The organism is Edaphobacter bradus (genome assembly GCF_025685645.1).
GTDB lineage: Bacteria > Acidobacteriota > Terriglobia > Terriglobales > Acidobacteriaceae > Edaphobacter > Edaphobacter bradus.
Genome location: NZ_JAGSYF010000002.1, coordinates 1,272,758 through 1,291,365, shown reverse-complemented (window position 1 = coordinate 1,291,365; position 18,608 = coordinate 1,272,758). Strand labels below are relative to the sequence as shown.

The following is an 18,608-nucleotide window of genomic DNA, read 5'->3' as shown; positions in this document are numbered from 1 at the left end:
TTCTGACGCTACGCGGCTTTTGCGATTCATTCGGAAGAGGAGAAATACATGCACGTTCGCGTAGCTTTGCGAGGTAGCCTGATCACTCTTGTTGCGGTCTTGCTGGGAACGCCTTCGCTATGGGCGCATTCAAAAAAAGGCACGCCTGCTCCTTCTTTAGATACTCTGAAACTGCTGCAAGCCCCTTTGGGAGCGAGAGCAGACTGGGCAAGCCTCAAGGGTAAGGTTGTGGTGCTGGAGTTCTGGGCCACCTGGTGTTCTCCCTGCGTGGCGAGCCTTCCGCATCTCAATCAGCTTGTGGAGTCGCTCGATCCGGCGAAATTCCAGTTCATCTCCATCGACGACGAGGACCTGAAGGCCGTACAAACCTTTTTGACCAGGAAGAAGATGTCTGGCTGGGTTGGCGTCGATGCTTCGGGCGCCGTCTTTGCCCGGTATGGAGTCGAATCAAGGCCGACGACCATCATCGTCGATGGAAATGGGAAGGTTGTCGCGGTCTCAGAGATTGATTCAGTGACTACCGCCGATCTGCAGGCAGTGGCAGAAGGAAAAAACGTAGCGTTCAAACCGCCGATGGAGATCACCGAGGCAACCGTTCCATCCAGCCCGGATACCGAGCGGCCTTTATTTGCCGTGTCTGTTAGTAAGGCTTCGTCCGATGCAAGGACGACCCTGATCAAACATCCTCCAGCCGGATGGGACTTGCTTGGAGAGGACGCCGATAGCCTTATAACGGACCGCTTCAACGTATTCGAAAATCGCTACGTTCTGAAGGACCCGCTGCCAGAAGGGCGCTACGATCTCCGCGTGAATTCTGTTGACGTGCCCCAGACTGTGAGCGATTCGGTTGTCCAGCAAGCCGTCCTCGCCGCTTTGCATTTGCAGATCCAGTCAAAGACGCTGACCAGACAGGCGTATATTCTCCGGGCCACCGATGCGAGTAAGAAACTATTGAGTCCGTCGGCTTCGACACACGCGGTGAAGCGAGGCTACTGGCACGGCATCTTTATTCTGATGAACGGGACGATGGACGATCTGGCCTATCTGCTGGCAACCGGGCTGGAGAACCCTGTATTGAACGAGACAGGCATCGACGGCACCTATGATGCACGATTCAAAGTTGCCGGGGGAGACGTGGATAGCCTGAATGCCGTCCTCAAAGAGACTCTGGGGCTGGAGCTTGTCCCGGGCAACCAGGAGATGCCGATTACCGTGCTCGAAGTGAGCAAGCAGGAGATGAGTAAGCCGTCCCCATCAACGAAGACACAAGAAGTCAAGCATTAAGGGCGCGCGTATTGGCATCAATCGGCGGGTTGGGCTCAGTGGGTGCGTACAGGCCAATGCGTTCATTGGCAAGTTCCGGGCGTGTTGTCGGCCACTCGGAAATTGGCACATTACTTCACCGCTGAATTCGCAAAGCCATCAGACCGTGTCCGGCTCCATCTCGGCAAGCAAAGAGCGCGCACGGTCAAGTGCCGCTTGCACATGCGGCAGGATGTTCTCCCTTCCGACCCGCTCTACAAACTCCGACTGCTCCAGCAGCTTCGCGGGCTGAGACCGCGCGCCGCAAAGCAGGAGCATTCTTCCGGTAGCGTGCAGCCGGTCGGCGAGCTGCTCGATCGCGTGCAGTCCGGTTGCGTCCAACGCTGTCATGTTGCGCAACCGCAGGATCACAACCTGCTCAAACATCTCCAGATCCTTCGTCGCCTCGGTCAGCTGCTCGGTCGTGCCGAACAGAAACGGGCCGTGGATTCGGAGAATGGTGATCTCTGGGGGAATGTCTTTGTCCTGCAGGATGTGCGGCTGCCCCTCGCGCAGGTACTCGCTTGTCACAGGCTCCACCGTCGTGGTCTGGGCGATGCGATAGATATACAGCAGAGCCGCAAGAGCCATGCCAACTCCAACCGCAACGGTGAGATCGGCAAAGACGGTCAGCGAAAACGTCGCCAGCCACACTGCGATGTCCGCTTTCGTAAGCCGAAGAATGGTGCGGATCTCGCGCCACTCGCCCATGTTGTAAGCCACGACAAACAGCACTGCAGCCAGCGAGACCAGAGGCACAAACCGGGCCAGAGGAGCCGCCACTAACAGAATCCCCAGCAACGTCAGGGCATGGACCATCCCTGCCACCGGCGTCTGCGCGCCCGACCGTATATTCGTGGCGGTACGTGCAATCGCACCTGTCGCCGGGATTCCGCCGAAGAGCGGCGAAGCCAGATTCGCCACGCCTTGCGCCACCAGCTCCATGTTGGAGTTGTGGCGATCTCCCGTCATGCCATCGGCCACAACCGCCGACAACAGGCTCTCCACCGCGGCCAGCATCGCTACAGTAAACGCCGAAGGCAGCAGCGGAATGACATGCGCTGCCTCAAAGTGTGGCCAGGCAAATCTGGGAAATCCCTGTGGAATGCCGCCAAACTTGGTCCCGATCGTCTCCACCGGAAGATGCAGCCCCACCACAGCGAGCGTACACACCAGCAGCGCGATGATCGATCCCGGGACCCGTGGCGCAAGCTTTCGCAGCGCCACAATGATCGCCAGCGAAATCACTCCTAACGCCAGTGTTCGCCCATCGATCGTCTGGATGTGCGTCAGCAGGATCTTCATGCGGCCGAGAAAATCGCCGGGGACGGGAGGCGTCCTGAGGCCCAGAAAATCCTTAATCTGCGTTGAGGCGATCAACAGCGCGATTCCGTTGGTGAAGCCGATCGTCACAGGACGCGGAATAAACTTCACGGCCGCCCCAAAGCCGGTTGCGCCCATTACGATCAGCAGCACTCCCGCCATTACGGTCACGAGCGCGAGGCCGGCGATCCCAAAGCGGGCTACGATTCCAGCGACAATCACGACAAACGCGCCGGTAGGTCCGCCAATCTGCGTCCGTGAGCCTCCCAGGGCTGAGATCAGAAAGCCGGCGATGACCGCGGTATATAGCCCAGCCTGCGGCGTTACCCCGGAGGCGATGCCGAATCCCATCGCCAAAGGCAAAGCGACCAGACCTACCGTCACACCGGCGATCAGGTCGTGTCCAAACATTGCCGCCGTGTAGCCGCGCAGACTCTGGATTGAGCGGGGAAGCCATTGTTCCGGAACTCTCATCGCGATGACTCCATCAGGTCGCTCTCCATCTCACCCAGCGCCTCCATCGCCTCGCCGACATGCTTCTGAAAGTAGCGCCGCATCAGCGCCAGCACTTCGAGGATGATCGGATCGCGGACCGAGTAGAAGACCTGGTTTCCGGCCCTCCGGTTCGCCACGATCTGCTTCGCCCGCAGGACGGCAAGGTGCTGGGAGACGTTGGCCTGTTCCATGCCAAGCTTCTCGATCAGGATCCCCGCCGAGAGCTCCCCTGCGCTCAGCAGCTCGATGATGGCGATGCGCGTCGGATGGGCCAGCGCCTGGAAGATGTCTGCCTTAAAACGCCGAAGGGAGTCGGGCATGTGAGACCACCTATCAAATATCGAATATTCTAATTTACTAATATAGCTGATCCGTCAGGTCAGTTTGAAATTTGAGGAATCCGCAGTTATTGGGAACCTCGTTTTCGAGGAACTTCGCCGGCGACAGAGACACGATAGTCTCCGAATAGCCGACCAACCACCAGGAATGCCACAAGACTCCCTGTTCCGGTTTCGATGAGTGACTCGCCCTGATGTTATCGCCATTGAGATCAGGAGCGATAAGCATGTCGAGATGGCAAGCTGGTCAACCAACGTTTGTTGACCTCTGAGACGTGCTTCGCACAAGACAGACGATGTTCATTCGATCTTAACAAGTATTGAATTGACCCCTCTTAGCGCCCAGCGTAGAATCTGCCCGTCGCGTAAGTGATCTTCCCTTGCGACTCTCGTCGGCCCTGGTCTCTCCAGAAATCTATCGACCCCCTCGATCTCCCAGGAATCCACCGGCTACCTGATTCATTGCACTAAACCGGCGCCTCATCGAGAGCCCTCATCCGCTCTCGAAAAGCTGTCTACGCATGCTGCATCCAGCTAAAGAGGCCCTGAAACAGGGCCAGGTCAACCATTGTGCAAACTCTCAGTTATCTCCGGTGTGGGTGCCATACCGGCTTCGGCCTCTCCGAATTTCACTCTCAGCAGCAACGAATTTCATCGATTGGAGGATAGACAATGAAACGCAGAGATTTTCTGAAAACCACCGCCGCCGTCGCCGGCGCAAGTGTAGCCAGTCGCCTGGGCTTCGCTAAAAACACAACTGAACCGGGCCCGCAACCCAACATCCTCTTCATCCTCGTCGATGAGCTGCGCTGGCCAACAGTCTTTCCCATGGGCGTCAATGACGCGGAGAACTACTTCAAGCGCTTCATGCCCAACCTGTACAAACACATCTGGAAGAAAGGCGTAAAGTTCTCCAACTATTACACCGCGGCATGCGCGTGCACGCCCTCTCGCGGCACCATCATTACCGGCCTCTACTCCCATCAGAGCTGGCTCATCGGCACCATCACCACGAATCCCAACGTTCCGGTCCTCAATCCTGCTTATCCTACCTTCGGCAAGCTCCTTCAGGCAGCCGGCTATACCACGCCATACTTTGGCAAGTGGCACGTCTCCGTTCCTAACGGCCCCAGTGACACAGCCCCCTACGGGTTCGCCTGGGACAGCCCCCCGGACCCCACCGGATACAACTTGCAGGGAACCTACGGCGCCCCCGCCATGCCCCCTGATACTCCCGTGTTCAACAACGACGCCTACACCACCGGCCAGGCCATCGCCTACCTCGAGAACGTCAAGACCACCGATGCCCCATGGTGCCTGACCGTCGGCTACGTCAACCCGCACGACCGCGAGTTCTTCCCCGCCGGCACCGAGTTCCTCACCTTCACCAACCTCTTCGCGAGCTACAACCAGAACAAACCTACAAGCGCCCAGCTCAAGCAGGTCGTCGACTATACCAACACCCCGCCGATCGTGAACTGGGACACCAACGCGACCAAATCCCCACCCCCCTTCGGCTACCCCAACCTTCCGCCCAACTGGCAGGACCCCAGCAACTATGCCGCAGCCGGAAAACCCACCACCCATACCTACATGCAGCTTCTTCAAGAAGCCGTCTGGGGAGGTGTTACAGCTAACCAATCTCAGCAGGGATTCCAGGTCCTTCCTTACCCCGACGGACCCCAAGGGCCCACCGGCTTCGGCGTAGGCTTCGCGCCGTTCACTTATTGGCAACGCGGCCTCGACAGCTACACCCAGATCACCAAGTTCCTCGATGATCAGATTGGCGACCTCCTCGGTGAGCTCAACAAGCTGCCGCAGAGCATCATCGACAACACCGTCATCATCTTCGCCTCCGACCACGGTGAGTACAACGGCGCACACGGCTTCGTTCAGGGCAAGATCGGAACCGTTTACGAGGAGTGCATGCACATTCCGCTGATCGTCATGGATCCCAGCGGCCGTTTCACCGACGATACCAACGTCATCCGCACCGGCCTCTGCTCCTCCGTCGACCTGCTGAACATGTTCGTCACCCTCGGCAACAAGGGCGACACAACCTGGCTAACGCAGTCTCCCTATAACCAGATCTACAACAACCGGCACGACATGTACTCCATGCTGAAGTCGCGCTTCGCTCCCGGCCGGTCTTACCTCCTCTTCGCTACCGACGAGATCGCTCCCGGCTACTTCAATTTCAACGGGTCCCCAACCAACATCCTCGCCCTCCGCACTGAGGACACCAAGGTTGGTGCCTACTACGACTGGTTCCCTCTCTCTACCAAAATCAATCCCGCGACCGTGCAACTCGAGTTCTACGACTACTCCACCAAGGCCGGCCAGCTCGAGCTCAACAGCGACCCCGACGACCCCCGTGCCGAACAGGGCTACGACGCGCTCGTCAACAACTACCTTCCCAATGAGCTCGCCGCGCATCTGCCCGGCAGTCCACTCGATCCAACCTCGCTGCGCTTCCAGCAGATCAAATCCGAGATCGCACACGTAGCATTCCGCGACCTCATCGCGCACCAGCCTCCTCCCACATGGCAAAGTGGCGGCCTCAGAACGCTGCTCGGCTACGGTGGGCAATTCTAAAGAGTCGGCTACACCGCACACACTCACAGGGAGGCGCTCATTCCGCGCGCCTCCCTGCTTTCTTTCTGTTCAGCGCTGCGAGACGCCCTATTTGCTATGGCGCCTACTGGAAGTTCTCCGCCATCGCGATGGAGCTGTGGAAAGTACCCTGAGCGATGAATACAGTCCGTCCATCGCGCGAAGCGGCTAGATTTGCCGTCCACGGGATAGGGTTCTTCTCGAGTTGCATCACCGGTGTAAGCAGGCGCGTCTGGAAGCTGTAGAACATGACCGTGGGCCTGGGGAACGCATCAGCATCGAGCAGGTAGAGTCCCGCCTCCGTCACCGCAAAATGGCCCCAGTAGCCAAGATGTAGCGCGTCAGTTATCTGCTTTTCCTCTCCTCCGCCTACCGGTGTGCTCCAGATGCCTCCGCCTTCAAACTTCGAATAGTAAATAGTCTTCGCATCGTAAGCTTCGAAAGCTGCAAAGCCGCCGTGATGGGTCACCTGAGTCTCTCGTCCGGTCGCGAGATTCTGCCCCCAGACCTGCCAGCTTCCAGTGCGGTTGGAGGCGAAATAGACGGCGGTCCCATCGCGCGACCACCCAGGCACAACATTTTCGTAGTTGCCCGATGCGATCAGGTGCAGGTTGCGGCCTTCGGAGTCGATCAGATAGATCTGGCCGTGTGTCGCCGTGTGATGGTCGACGGCGATCCATTTGCCGTCGGGCGACCAGCGAGGGGTGCCGGAAAAGCCATTGTCGAAGAAAGTCATCTGCAGCGGCTTGCTGCCATCCGCGGCTGTTCTCCATACCTCGCATTGCCCCGAACGGCAGCTCTCAAATGCGATTTGTTGTCCATCGGGCGACGGCTGCGGCGCGGAATTCCAGCCGGCGGACTCGATGATCCTGTTTCGCGAAACAACCTGTCCTCCCGGGCTGGAGAGCGCCGTACGCCATATCTCCCAGGAACCCTCGCCCGTTGGATAAAGATATGCCAATCGTCGCCCGTCCCGCGACAGCGCACCCGTTGCCGGATAAATGGTTGCAGGCTCAATCGCGCCGCCTGCTGCGGGGACTCGCCAGACCCGGCCAAGTCCGACTCGACTCGAGTTGAAGATAAAGATGATGTGTTGTCCGTCTGACGACCACATTAGATTCCCCACTCTATTACCTTCGTGGGTCAATTGCCGTAGATTTCCTCCCGAGAGCTCGACAGTGTAGAGCTCAGACCGGTTCGGTGTGGACATTCTGCTGAAAGCCACGGTCTTGCCATCCGGGGAGATGGCAGGGAGCATATCCCCCGGCTCACTGTAAAGTGGAGGAGCGGTCAGGCACCGCTTCTCTCCTGTTTCCAGGGAAAACACCACAATGCCTCCTGGACCGTCAGGCACACAACGATCCACAATCAATAGCGATCTTCCGTTGCCGATCCACTTCGGGTATCCAGCCCTGCCAAAGTGGCATACAACGTCGGTGAGTTTGCGCTCCGGACCACCCAGCGCCGGAACCGTGAAGACCCCACCACCGCGGTCATCGCAGCGGCCGAAGGCGATCTCCCGTCCGTCTGGCGACCAGTCCGCGCAGCAGATATAACCACTGCTGGTGTGGGTGAGCCGGAGCGGACTCTCCCCGCCGACCAGTTGCACGTATAAGTCACCCTTAACCGGATTTTCGCCGTCCCACATGAAGGCAATCTTTTCCCCATCCGGCGAGAAGGCCGGCCACCTAACCTCGCCCGGAAAGGTGGTAAGCAGGACGAAGTGCATCCGCGATGCTGTGGTGTTACCAGCGGGCCGAATTGCATTTCCGCGGGCCTCGCGATCGCGAATCGCGCGGTAGACAAAGAATCCTGTGACGAGGATTAGAAGTGCGGCCGCGATCGATCCCGGAACAAGCAGTCTCTTCGGCAATCTCTCTCTTCGATCCGAAGGCTGCTCGACCTTCTCTTCCACTCGATCTTCGGCGGCAGTTTGGATCTGTGAATGATCGGGGCTTATCCGGTCTCCATTGGTTCCCCTCGGCGGTTCCGATTCCTTACGGCTGTTCGCCGGTTGCGGCTCAGCCGTCTCAAGCCCTTCGAAACCATCTTCCGCAACCTTCACATCGCACAAAAAGCGATAGCCGACGGTAGGCACCGTGGCGATGTAGCGCGGCTCCCGCGTGTCATCCCCAAGCAGACGCCGCAGCAACGCTATACTCCGCGTCAGCGAGTTTTCGGTCACGGCGGAATCGTTCCAGACCGCATCCAGAAGCTCGTCTTTCCCGATCAACCTGTGGGGATTGCGAACAAGGAAAAGCAGGACTCGAAATGCCTTCGGCTCAACCGGCAACACCTCGCCCGACTTAACGATGCGGAACTCGCGTTCTCGAACCTCCACATCCGCGAAGGTGAAAACAAAGGACTTGTGCGCAATCACGAATTCATCACCCCCATTCAGGGAATGATCATGAACCCATCATGACCATGCAGGGACACGGCCGCAAAGTTCTCCCAGCCTATTCGGCTGAGGAGATCTCCGATGTCTACCTTCAAATGGATCGCTTCCATAACACTCGCAACGACGATCCTGCCCGTGCTTCACGCAGAACCACACCGCCCGGGAAATGCCGCTAGTTTACGCTTCCGTGTCGTCCAGCGCTCCCTAATGATTGTTCCGGTCGAGATCAACCACACCGGTCCGTACGACTTTCTAGTGGATACAGGCGCCCAGGTCACCGGCGTCGATCCAGCGCTGGCCGCCGAACTTCACTTGAAAATCGAGGGCATGACAATGCTCATCGGCGTCGGTTTCCGCGCGCGTCCTTCGTTCGCGCACCTCGACACACTGGAAGCCGGCTCGCATGCTATAGCAAACCCTCTGGTTGTCGTTCAAAACATCGAGCATCTCCAGGCAGCCGATCCGCGCATCCGCGGAATTCTTGGCGGTAACTTTCTGAGGCATTTCGACCTGCTCATCGACTACGCCAATGGCTTGCTTTACCTCGACGAAACGAAGCTGATGCAGCCTGAAGTGAAAGGGAAACATATCGCGCTGGTGATGCCGCCTCATTCCGAAGGCGGGGGTTTGGTCACAGAGCGCCTCATCATCTCGATCCACCTGTCCCGCATTCCTGGCAGGCCACTGCTCCAGCTACTTGATTCCGGCGCGAATGTCCCGTTCTTGTTCGACTCTGGCAAAGACATGGTGGGTGGATTCTCGGTAAGTGCGCAAATACGCGACCGCGGTCCAGACGGGGCAGAACGCGTCTTTGCCGTCCTGCCGCCTCAAGACATGCAGATCGGCACACTAACCCTTCATCAATTATCCTTCGTAACCCCCACGGTCACGAGGAAAGATCTCCCCAAAGTAGAAGAGGTAGATGGGCTCCTGCCAACCGCGCTCTTCCGACGCGTCTACATCAGCTACGCGGATCGCTTTGTCATCCTTGAGCCGTGGTAGGACAAAAAATCCTCGGGTCGCCGGAGGTAGTCAACTATTGCAAAATCACTTTCCTACGAATGGAGCTGAGTTAAGAAAGGCCCGCCTAGCCAGCGGGTAGTGGGTCGGTTTGAAATTTGAGGAATCCGCAGTTATTGGAACGTCGTTTTTCGAGGAACTTCGCCGGTGACAGAGACACGATAGCCTCCGAATAGCCGACAATACTGGCAACAACAAGAGGTGGCGCTGGCAAATGAGGATCAAACGTGGAAGAGAGGTAGCACGGAACATGAGTTGTCCCGTCGGCTGAGTGCAGCGAAGCATCTAACCGATGTATCGAGTGCCACAACCGCCAGCTATCGCACACAGGTGCAACGCCCCGCTTGCTATTCCTAAAGAATGATTGGTGGATCACTTCGCAATGGTAAAGGACCGTTCTGGGCGGATGGACCGGCAATCCAGAAGTTTCGTGGAACCGGGTCGAAATGTCCGGGTTGCCGACAATACATCCGTTAGGTAGTCAATGAGTGCATTGCCCTTCTCAGCGAGTGAATAATCGCCGATACACTCACCGAGATTCTGCGGAACTTGGCTTTAAAGAGGATTGTGAGGCCCTGAACGTCAGGACATGGACCTAAATGCAAGAAGAAGCCCGTCTTTCGGACGGGCTTCCCTTTCTTCCTACTGTTTCTATTTTAGGAATTGGCACAAAACCAGCCGGTGTCCCTGATATTGAGACGGCGGTTGTGACCTTTATCGATCGAGCTTCAGATGGTCACGACGGTTCTTTTGCCAGCATTCCTCGTTATCGTCCGTGCAGAAGGGCTTCTCTTTGCCGTAGCTGATTACGCGAATGCGGCTGGCTTCCACTCCATCGTCGGTAAGAGCCTTTCGGAGTGACTGCGCACGGTTGTCTCCCAGGGAGATGTTGTATTCGGCCGAGCCGCGGTCATCGCAGTGACCCTCGATGAGGATCTTCCAGCCGGGGTGGCTCTTCATGAACGATGCATCCTGCACGGTGGTCGATTTATCGGCGGGACGGAGGTCGTACTTGTCGTAGTCGAAGTAGGTGTCGCGAATGTTCTGCGCGAACAACTCTTCGTCGGTCGAGGATGGAGGTGCGGCGGCCCTGGCCGGAGGCGGGGTTACGGTGATTCGCGTAACGGCCTGCACGGGCACACCACTGGCTCCGGTGGCGGTGAGGGTGTAGTCGGTCGAACTAGCGGGAGTGACGGTGCGCGAGCCGTTTGGCGGAACGGTTCCGAGGCCGGTGATGCTTACCTGGGTCGCGTTCGTCGTGGTCCAGGTGAGAGTTGAGGACCCGCCTTGCTCGATGGCTGATGGACTCACCATGATGTGGGCAGTTGCCGCGGGCGGTGGCGGGGGCGGCGGCGCAAGAGGCGCTGATGCGACCTTCTTGTGGCATCCCGAAAGGACTAGAGTTGTTGCAAAGAGAAAGGCTGCGGAGCGCAGCTTGAGGCGATGGACTTTCATTCTTAAATCTCCCTATTTTTCATGTGCTTATAATTTGTCGTTGTACCGGCAGGATGTGTTCCAAGGCTAAGTAGTCGGGAGCGACGAACAAGGCGACCAGTGATCCGGGTTCCGTCAAGCACCGCAGCTGGTTGCACTGAACTCGTTGCTTTGAGGGACAACTCTTTGCCGATCGCTGGGATCAGGCGCTGACAGAACCAGAAGGCTCCGGAGAGAAGCCGCTAGGCGAGGGAGGGAGGCGGAGGATTGGAAAAGACGGAGACGGAACGGGCAAAGATCTCAGACAGGAGGGGCGGAGGCCCCGGCTGGTCTTTGAGAATCTGCCAACCGGGCGACGCAGCCGACTCAATGGCGATGAACCAGCCGTGATCCCTGGCGACCACGCGCAGATGGGACCGGCCCAGATCAAGGCATTCATCGAAGGTTTCGAGGTTCTGCTCGTTGGCGTCGAAGAACGCAATGGTGGCGGGATCGTCGGTCGTCGAGGAGTGATATTGCGCCACCCTGGAACCGAGGCGCCATGCAAATAGCGAGAGGCACAGGAAAAACAACAGCCAAGTGGTAGGCCTAGTCAGTCTTGCTTTCTCAGGCTGTGACAAATCTGAGTCCACCTCGTGCGCCGGGTTCAAATACCACAATAACATGGTATTCCTAGCTCTTCCTGCACATTCGCGGCACGCTCTTCCTCCCGTATTGCCGACCAACTGCCCAAAATCACCGAAATGCGCTGAAGAAGCGGCCTTTTGTTCCAAGCTGGTGTACAGTGTCGAACATGTTTCGATTCATTGCTATCCTCGTCCTTCTGACTTCTGGCCGAGCATTGGCTAACAAGGATTATCGGCAAGAGCCCTGTAAGAAGCCTGAGACGGCCCAAAGCTGCGTACATGTCCATGGGAGGCTTTCGGCTGGCAACGGCACGCCCTCAACTAGGCTCTGGCAAATCGGAACCCACCACATCTACGGCATCTACAGCAACCGATATGGCTTCACCCACGACAGTCAGACACTCGACAATGAAGTGCCCGAACTGCATTTCGCGCTACCCAAAAACACACCCAATTTAGGTGGGTGGAGAGTCTACGGAGACTTCGAAGTCTGCCCTTTGGAACCTCCTATCCAAGGCCACATGCAAGCCGTATGTATCGCTAGTGCCGCCCATATCGTCACGCCAAAGCAATGACGCGAGGTTGTTCTCGAACCAAGCTTGCGGTTCACGCGGAAGGTCCCAGCCATCAGTGAGCTTGCCTACGTGTACTGGGAGCATTACCGGCAACTCGGAAACAATCGTGCCGGTTACGAAACTCCATCTCACAGTGTCAAACTGACCCGCTGCTCGCTAGCGGCACGTTCAAATTTCCACAGCCCAGACTTGACGCCCCTGATAACCTTAAAGCAGGAACAAAAAGAAGCCCGGCCACCAGGCCGGGCTTTCTGCTTCCTATCAGAGTGGCATAAAACGTGCGTCGCGAAGTCCGGACTTAAAGTATCTACTTTGAATATTTTGCATACTTCAGGTGGGGAGGGGTACCCGGAAGGTAGGATGAAGGAGTGAACAGTTGGGTGGAGCTCTCAGAGAGCAGGCTGGCGGCGAACTATCGCGCGCTGGCCGAGATGGCCGGTGTTGAAGTAATGGCCGTTATCAAGGCAGATGCATACGGACACGGAGCCCCGGCGTGCGCACCAGCACTGGCACGCGCCGGGGCCCGATGGCTCGGCGTGGCCGACGTCGCAGAGGGAGTTGCAGTGCTCGCTTCGCTGGCCGGAGTCGAGCCGCGTCCGCGAATCCTCATCATGAGCGGCCTTCTCCCCGAGGACGCTCCCGCCATCGTCGAGCACGACTTTGCCCCTGTGGTCTGGACGCTTCCGCAGCTTGAGAGCCTCGCCGTGACAGTCAGCCGCGCGGGTGCAGCGCCTCTTGGCGTTCATCTCGAGATCGACTCCGGCATGTCGCGGCAGGGTGTCGCTCCGGGGCCCGAGTTCGACGGCATTCTCGCGTGGCTCGTTGCGCATCCACAACTCACGCTCGAGGGCCTGATGACCCACTTCGCTTCTGCGGAGATCGCGGGCTCTCCGCAGACGACGCTGCAGCGCGAGCGCTTCGAGCAGGCGTGTCGCGCAGTTGCAGCTTCGGGATTGCGTCCTGCGTGGGTCCACGCCGGAAACACCTCAACCATCGACAACGGAGCCGAGGCCGATCCGATGGCGTGGCTCGCTCGCGTGGCGCGCACACTCAGCGCGCGTCCCATGGTGCGCAGCGGGATCGGCCTCTATGGCTATTCCCTTCCCATCGAACGCGCTCCAGGCTTCAGCGGCCCGGTTGCGGCGCGCGTCCACGACAGGCTTCAGCCGGTGATGACGTGGAAGACACGCGTCATGGCCCTGAGCGATGTCGCCCCGGGCGAGGCCGTCGGGTATAACGGCGCCTTCATCGCGCAGCGCGCCATGCGCCTGGCGCTGCTGCCCGTGGGCTACTCGGACGGCCTGCGGAGGTCGCTCTCAGCAACGAACGGCAGCACTGGCGGCTGGGTTCTCATCAACGGCCAGCGCGCAAATATCGTTGGCCGAATCTCGATGAACCTCACCGTTGTCGATGTCACGGGACTTAGTGGTGTCAACGTCGGCGATGAAGCTGTTCTGCTGGGCGATGGCATCACCGCCGACGATCACGCGAGCATTGCCGGCACGATCTCCTACGAGATTCTCTGCGGAGTCCGCGCCAGGCAGCGTCTTGCGTGAGGCAGGGCTGAGCCTACTTAGGCAGCGTCTGCTCTCCGGCGATCTCAAACTTCGCGCTTTGACTCCCCGCCTCGGGCTGCGATCCTCCCAGCGAGACGAGATACTCGCCCGGGACGATGACTCGGTTTCCCTTCTCATCGACTTGGCCGAGCGAGCGCGGATCGAGCGTGAGCCCAACTTGCGCCGTCTGGCCGGGGTCGAGGTGAACGCGCGTGAAGCCCGCCAGCACACGCAGCGGCGTCTCAAAGGCCTTCGGCTGCGTGAGGTACAGCTCGACGACCTCATCGCCGGCGACCGAGCTCGTGTTCTTCACATCGCCTTCGACCGTGACGGGCTCGCCCGCCTTTACGCTGGCCGCTGAGACCCTGACGTTGCTGTAGGCAAACGTAGAGTAGCTGAGGCCATAGCCGAATCCATAGAGCGGCTTGCCCGCGAAGTAGCGATATGTGCGGCCCTTCATCGAGTAGTCCTCGAATCCGGGCAACTGGTCGAGCGACGAGTAGAACGTCAGCGGGAGGCGCCCCGCGGGATTGTTGTCGCCCGCAAGCGTCTCGGCGATGGCCGTGCCGCCCTCTTCGCCGGGATACCACGCCTCGAGGATCGCCTGCGCGTGCTCGGCGGCCCAGTTGACTGCGGGCGCGCTGCCGTTCTCGAGCACGACGATGAGCGGCTTGCCCGTTGCGGCGACGGCCTGCAGCAACTCCTGCTGCACGGCCGGGAGATCGATCGCCGTGCGATCACCACCGCTGAAGCCCGCAAGCTTGACCGGCATCTCCTCGCCCTCAAGTGACGGCGACAGTCCAACGAAGGCAATCGTCACGTCTGATTGCTTCGCTGCCCGCACGGCCTCCTCGCGCAGCACGCTCGCTGGTGCCTGCCATGTGAGGTCGATGCCAGCCGAACCGGTGCCGTGCAGATACTCGACTCGGATGGGGTGCGGCTTCGTGTCGGCGAAGTGCACGGCAGCATCGACAGCCGCACCGCGTTCACCGGTCTTGCCCTTGCTTTCCAGAATCAGCTTTCCGTCGAGGTAGAGCCTGAAGCCCTCGTAGTTCTGGCACGTGTAGCAGTAGTTCACGCGCGCGCCCAGCTTGTAGTCGCCGGCGGCGGGCGGCGTCAGCGTGCCGGTCCAGCGCACGGAGTAGTTGTTGCGCGAGAGGCCTTCGACGGGAACAACCTTGTCCCAGTTGAAGTTGATGTTGCGGTCGTTGCGCGTCAGCACGGGCGTTCCGCTCAGGTCGGCCGAGTTGAAGTACTCGCCTGTGAGCCCGCCGCCCTCACCCTTAGCAGGGTGCAGCGCGGTGTGCTCGATGGGCATGGCCAGCCCTTCCACCAGACTCGAGCCCTGCGCATAGCTCACCTTCGCAGACGAAAAGCGCTTCTCGATTCCGGCGACCGGATAGACCGGCGACGGGGGCGTTCCGTTGTAATTGCCCTGCAGCGATTCCACCAGCTCCGCCGTTGGGCCTATGACAGCGATTCGCGCGATGCCGGGCTTCAGCGGCAGCATGTGGTCCTGGTTCTTCAGCAGCACCATCGACTCTCGCGCTGCCTGCAGGGAGAGCTGGCGATGCTCCGGAGAGTTGTTCTCTGTCATTGCGATGCGTCCGTAGGCGTAGCTCTCCGGCGGATCGAACATTCCCAGCCGGAAGCGCGCGGTGAACAACCTCCGCAGTGCGGTGTTGAGCTCTGCCTCGGTGATCAGGTTCTGGTGCACGGCATCGACCAGCGCGGCAAACGCCTGCCCGCACTCGAGATCGGTGCCCGCCTTTGCTGTTGCGGCTGCGGCGCGCGCCATGCCTGCCGCGTAGTGGTGGCCGGTGTTGACGTCGGCCACGGCGCCACAGTCGCTCACCACATAGCCGTCGAAGTGCCACGCGTCACGAAGATGATCCCGCAACAGCATCGTGTTCGCGCACGCCGGAGCGCCATCGATGGCGTTGTAGGCGCACATCACCGACTGTGCGTGCGCCTCCGTCACCGTTGCGCGGAAGGCCGGCAGATACGTGTCTTCAAGATCGTGCGGCGAGACATCCACGTTGAACTGGTGGCGCAGCGGCTCCGGCCCGCTGTGCACGGCGTAGTGCTTCGGCGTCGAGACGACCTTGAAGTACTTCGGATCGTCGCCCTGCATGCCGGTTACGAATGCCACGCCCATGCTGCCGGTGAGGAACGGGTCTTCGCCGTAGGTCTCCTGGCCGCGCCCCCAGCGGGGATCGCGAAAGATGTTGATGTTCGGAGCCCAGAAGGTGAGACCGAAGTACATCTCATAGTGGTCGTTGCGCATGGCCTCGTTGTACTTTGCGCGGGCCTCGGTCGAGATGGTCCGCGCCATCGCGTGCACCAGCCGCGTGTCCCACGTCGCCGCCATGCCGATGACTTGCGGGAAGTTGGTCGCGTAGCCTCCGCGGGCGACGCCGTGCAGGCCCTCGTTCCACCAGTCGTACTTCGGCACGCCCAGCCGCGGAATCGCCGGAGCATGGTCGCGCATCTGCTCGACCTTCTCCTCAAGCGTCATGCGACCGATCAGATCATCGACCCGCTGCTCCACCGGCAACGCCGGATTCATAAACGGAAGCGATCTCACATCAGGCTGCTGCGCGTGCAGCGAGATCAAAAAGACTGTGAGCACAGCGAGGAGACGCGAGAAAGAGCGGACGCTCAGGCGAGTCATGAAGGCATCAAACTCCTGTTAGTAAATCGTTTCAGTAGCGAGCCTGCCAATTATATGGGGAGCCCTAAGGGCGCGCATCATAAGATTGATGGAGATGCGAAACATTCGGGTTCTGATCATGCTGCTCGGCCTTATGACGTTCATCCCCTCACTCTTTGCACAGGCGGCCCCGGGGACTGCCGAGCAGACATTGCTGCAGTTGACGAACCAGAGCCGGGCCCAGCACGGTCTTCCGCCTCTGGGGTGGGACGCCGCTCTGGCGCGTGCGGCGCGAGGGCATGCCATTCGCATGAGTCGTGAACCTGGAGAGATCGAGCACCAGTATCCCGGCGAGCCCGAGTTGACGACGCGCGCGTCGCAGGCAGGCGCGCACTTCACCACCATCTCGGAGAACATCGCAGCCGCAACGGCCGGCGTCGCAGAGATCGAACGCGGGTGGATGAACTCTCCCGTGCACCGCGCCAACATCCTGAATCCGCGCCTGAATGTGGTCGGGATCTCCGTCATCGATGTTCGCGGAACGCTCTACGCCGTGCAGGACTTTGGGCGAAGCAATCCCGTGCTGGGCCGTGAGGAGATCGAGAGCCTCGCGCAGCAGGCCCTGCGCGAACGCGGCATCAGGGTAGAGCCGTCGGCCGCGACCAAGCAGGCCGCCCGCAGGAACTGCGAGTCGCCAAACAGCCCCACCACGGGCGTGCTTCTCGCGATGCAGTGGGACGGCCCCGATCTGAGCCAGTTGCCCACAACCGTGCTACAAGGGATGCCACAGGTACGCGAGCACGCAGTCGCCGTGGGAGCCTGCCCAAGCACGCGAACCGGCGAGGGCTTCACCACATATCACCTGGCTGTGCTGATGTATTAGTCGCCGCTACGGAGAAAACCACCAATAGATATTGCTTCCGTAATACCTCTGTTGCAGGTGCGACCGGCGGGCTGCGGGCAGTCCGTCGCGGATGACGTAGATCATGTCGTAGAGCACGAGGACGCTATCCGCGAAGTACGAGTGTCCCACGAACCCCGGGTCGACGGCAGAGGCGTCGATCGTCTCGACGGGGGGAATAATCGTCAGGGTTCCGCTCTGTCCTGCACGCGCATAGTGGTTGAAGAATTCAGACCACGCCAGCGCCTGGTCTTTTGAGGAAGCGTAGAGAGTGATGTGGTCTGCGGCAGCCTGCACAATCGGAATCTGTTGTACAAAGTGAGAGCGCGCGACATCCGGGGCCGCGAGAACGACCTGGCCGAAGTGGATCTTGTCCTTCTCGCGAATCATCGTCTCCACGGCGTTCAGCAGAGCGCGATTCCCCATGCTGTGGGCGATGACATGCATTGTCGTGGCGCCGGAGCGCGCCTGCACATCCTCGAGGAAGTCGATCAGGTGCTGCGTGGTCCATTGCACGCTCTCCTCATCCGCAAGATAGCCCTTCCACGTGCCGCGAGAGGGCCAGCTGTAAAGGATGGGAGTTCCGGTAAATTCCATATCGTAGGTGATCTGAGCGGTGCGAAGCGCAGCCTCCTGAAACGTATTGTTGTAGCCGTGAATGAAGATCAGGACCTCTTTGCGCGGAGCTGCCGCTACTGCGCCGCTCACATCGGCGAAGAACTCCTCCTTGCTCTCTGCGGCAACATGCTCGAGAACGATATGTTTGGCCGGGTTCTCAGGAAGTTCGATCTTCCAGAAGGAAAAAGGCCGCTCCAGTTCGCCCGGCACATGCCCCGGCGGAATGCTGACGGTCAGGGAACCATAGGCCAGTGAGTTCGTTGCGTTCTCATCCGGTCCGTAGGCGACGCCCTTTACCGTCGGGTTCGTAGTTGCGCGGTCGGTCGCATAGAAGACGCGGACTTTAACGATGCTCCTTTTCTGCTTGCCGCCCTCGCCCACGCCCACCTCCGCGGGCGGTGTCGCCGCTGCGGAGGCCGTCGCCCTCGTGCGGGTCACCTTCACAGTCGAGACATCCGCAGTCTTCACAGAAGGCTTCTTCGGCGTGCCCGAGCCAGGTTTGGATGGTAAAGTGGCAGACGCAGACGCCGACGACGATGATGCAGGCGCCCGGCTCGCCGATGGGGCGGAAGATGATGAGCCTGTCATGCTGCTCTCAGTCGTTGAGCTGGACTTTCCGTGGTCGCGCTTCGGCGAAACGGAGTAATTGCTCTTGCAGGAGAGTGCGCCAGCAAGGCAAAGAGAGAGAACAGAGGCCAGAATCCAACAAAGGCGGGTAGGAGTGCGCAACATAGGAAACCCTCCTGCGGCAAG

Annotated in this window: 13 protein-coding genes; 6 read left to right on the top strand and 7 right to left on the bottom strand. The window is 59.6% G+C overall.

Features of this window, described 5'->3' with window-relative positions; translation table 11 throughout:
• The first annotated feature begins 48 nt into the window (after window positions 1–48).
• Window positions 49–1,284 (top strand): redoxin family protein, encoded by a 1,236-nt coding sequence (locus tag OHL16_RS11535; RefSeq protein WP_263367275.1) that lies wholly within the window; start codon window positions 49–51, stop codon window positions 1,282–1,284.
• A 138-nt stretch (window positions 1,285–1,422) separates the two neighbouring features.
• Here the strand turns inward: OHL16_RS11535 and OHL16_RS11530 are convergent, their stop codons facing one another.
• Entirely contained in the window at window positions 1,423–3,099 is a 1,677-nt protein-coding gene (locus OHL16_RS11530; RefSeq protein WP_263367274.1) for a SulP family inorganic anion transporter, read from the bottom strand.
• Window positions 3,096–3,440 carry an ArsR/SmtB family transcription factor gene (locus tag OHL16_RS11525; RefSeq protein ID WP_263367272.1) on the bottom strand — a complete coding sequence of 115 codons (345 nt, stop codon included), beginning with the start codon at window positions 3,438–3,440 and terminating at the stop codon, window positions 3,096–3,098. Before OHL16_RS11525 ends, OHL16_RS11530 begins: the two co-directional genes overlap by 4 nt.
• Before the next feature lie 690 nt (window positions 3,441–4,130).
• Between OHL16_RS11525 and OHL16_RS11520 the strand changes: the two genes are divergently transcribed.
• A complete protein-coding gene (locus OHL16_RS11520; RefSeq protein ID WP_263367271.1) occupies window positions 4,131–6,053 on the top strand; it encodes a sulfatase-like hydrolase/transferase in 1,923 nt (640 codons plus the stop codon).
• Between the two features lie 103 nt (window positions 6,054–6,156).
• Here OHL16_RS11520 and OHL16_RS11515 read toward each other — a convergent pair whose 3' ends face one another.
• A complete protein-coding gene (locus OHL16_RS11515) occupies window positions 6,157–8,451 on the bottom strand; it encodes a winged helix-turn-helix domain-containing protein (protein ID WP_263367270.1) in 2,295 nt (764 codons plus the stop codon).
• Between the two features lie 102 nt (window positions 8,452–8,553).
• On the opposite strand from OHL16_RS11515, the gene OHL16_RS11510 reads away from it, so the two are divergent.
• Window positions 8,554–9,474: a retropepsin-like aspartic protease gene (locus tag OHL16_RS11510; RefSeq protein ID WP_263367269.1), complete on the top strand. Its 921-nt coding sequence runs from the start codon at window positions 8,554–8,556 to the stop codon at window positions 9,472–9,474.
• Window positions 9,475–10,206: 732 nt separating this feature from the next.
• Here the strand turns inward: OHL16_RS11510 and pal are convergent.
• Window positions 10,207–10,947, bottom strand: coding sequence for a peptidoglycan-associated lipoprotein Pal (gene pal, locus OHL16_RS11505; RefSeq protein WP_263367268.1), 741 nt, complete (start codon window positions 10,945–10,947; stop codon window positions 10,207–10,209).
• Between the two features lie 221 nt (window positions 10,948–11,168).
• Entirely contained in the window at window positions 11,169–11,450 is a 282-nt protein-coding gene (locus OHL16_RS11500; RefSeq protein WP_263367267.1) for a hypothetical protein, read from the bottom strand.
• A gap of 1,045 nt (window positions 11,451–12,495) precedes the next feature.
• On the opposite strand from OHL16_RS11500, the gene alr reads away from it, so the two are divergent.
• Entirely contained in the window at window positions 12,496–13,683 is a 1,188-nt protein-coding gene (gene alr, locus OHL16_RS11495) for an alanine racemase (RefSeq protein WP_263367266.1), read from the top strand.
• 13 nt (window positions 13,684–13,696) lie between these two features.
• On the opposite strand, the gene OHL16_RS11490 is transcribed toward alr, so the two are convergent.
• Window positions 13,697–16,357: a glycoside hydrolase family 3 protein gene (locus OHL16_RS11490; RefSeq protein ID WP_263367265.1), complete on the bottom strand. Its 2,661-nt coding sequence runs from the start codon at window positions 16,355–16,357 to the stop codon at window positions 13,697–13,699.
• Between the two features lie 94 nt (window positions 16,358–16,451).
• On the opposite strand from OHL16_RS11490, the gene OHL16_RS11485 reads away from it, so the two are divergent.
• Complete coding sequence (locus OHL16_RS11485; RefSeq protein WP_263367264.1) at window positions 16,452–17,219, top strand: CAP domain-containing protein; 768 nt, start codon at window positions 16,452–16,454, stop codon at window positions 17,217–17,219.
• Between the two features lie 6 nt (window positions 17,220–17,225).
• Here OHL16_RS11485 and OHL16_RS11480 read toward each other — a convergent pair whose 3' ends face one another.
• Window positions 17,226–18,323 carry an alpha/beta hydrolase gene (locus OHL16_RS11480; RefSeq protein ID WP_263367263.1) on the bottom strand — a complete coding sequence of 366 codons (1,098 nt, stop codon included), beginning with the start codon at window positions 18,321–18,323 and terminating at the stop codon, window positions 17,226–17,228.
• A 43-nt stretch (window positions 18,324–18,366) separates the two neighbouring features.
• Between OHL16_RS11480 and OHL16_RS11475 the strand changes: the two genes are divergently transcribed.
• Window positions 18,367–18,501, top strand: coding sequence for a hypothetical protein (locus OHL16_RS11475; protein WP_263367262.1), 135 nt, complete (start codon window positions 18,367–18,369; stop codon window positions 18,499–18,501).
• Window positions 18,502–18,608: the final 107 nt, after the last annotated feature.

Excerpts from the sequence above, each read along its gene's own strand:
- OHL16_RS11535 (WP_263367275.1), top strand. The coding sequence starts at position 49 with ATGCACGTTCGCGTAGCTTTGCGAGGTAGCCTGATCACTCTTGTTGCG.
- OHL16_RS11530 (WP_263367274.1), bottom strand. The coding sequence starts at position 3,099 with ATGAGAGTTCCGGAACAATGGCTTCCCCGCTCAATCCAGAGTCTGCGC.
- OHL16_RS11525 (WP_263367272.1), bottom strand. The coding sequence starts at position 3,440 with ATGCCCGACTCCCTTCGGCGTTTTAAGGCAGACATCTTCCAGGCGCTG.
- OHL16_RS11520 (WP_263367271.1), top strand. The coding sequence starts at position 4,131 with ATGAAACGCAGAGATTTTCTGAAAACCACCGCCGCCGTCGCCGGCGCA.
- OHL16_RS11510 (WP_263367269.1), top strand. The coding sequence starts at position 8,554 with ATGTCTACCTTCAAATGGATCGCTTCCATAACACTCGCAACGACGATC.
- pal (WP_263367268.1), bottom strand. The coding sequence starts at position 10,947 with ATGAAAGTCCATCGCCTCAAGCTGCGCTCCGCAGCCTTTCTCTTTGCA.
- OHL16_RS11490 (WP_263367265.1), bottom strand. The coding sequence starts at position 16,357 with ATGACTCGCCTGAGCGTCCGCTCTTTCTCGCGTCTCCTCGCTGTGCTC.
- OHL16_RS11485 (WP_263367264.1), top strand. The coding sequence starts at position 16,452 with ATGCGAAACATTCGGGTTCTGATCATGCTGCTCGGCCTTATGACGTTC.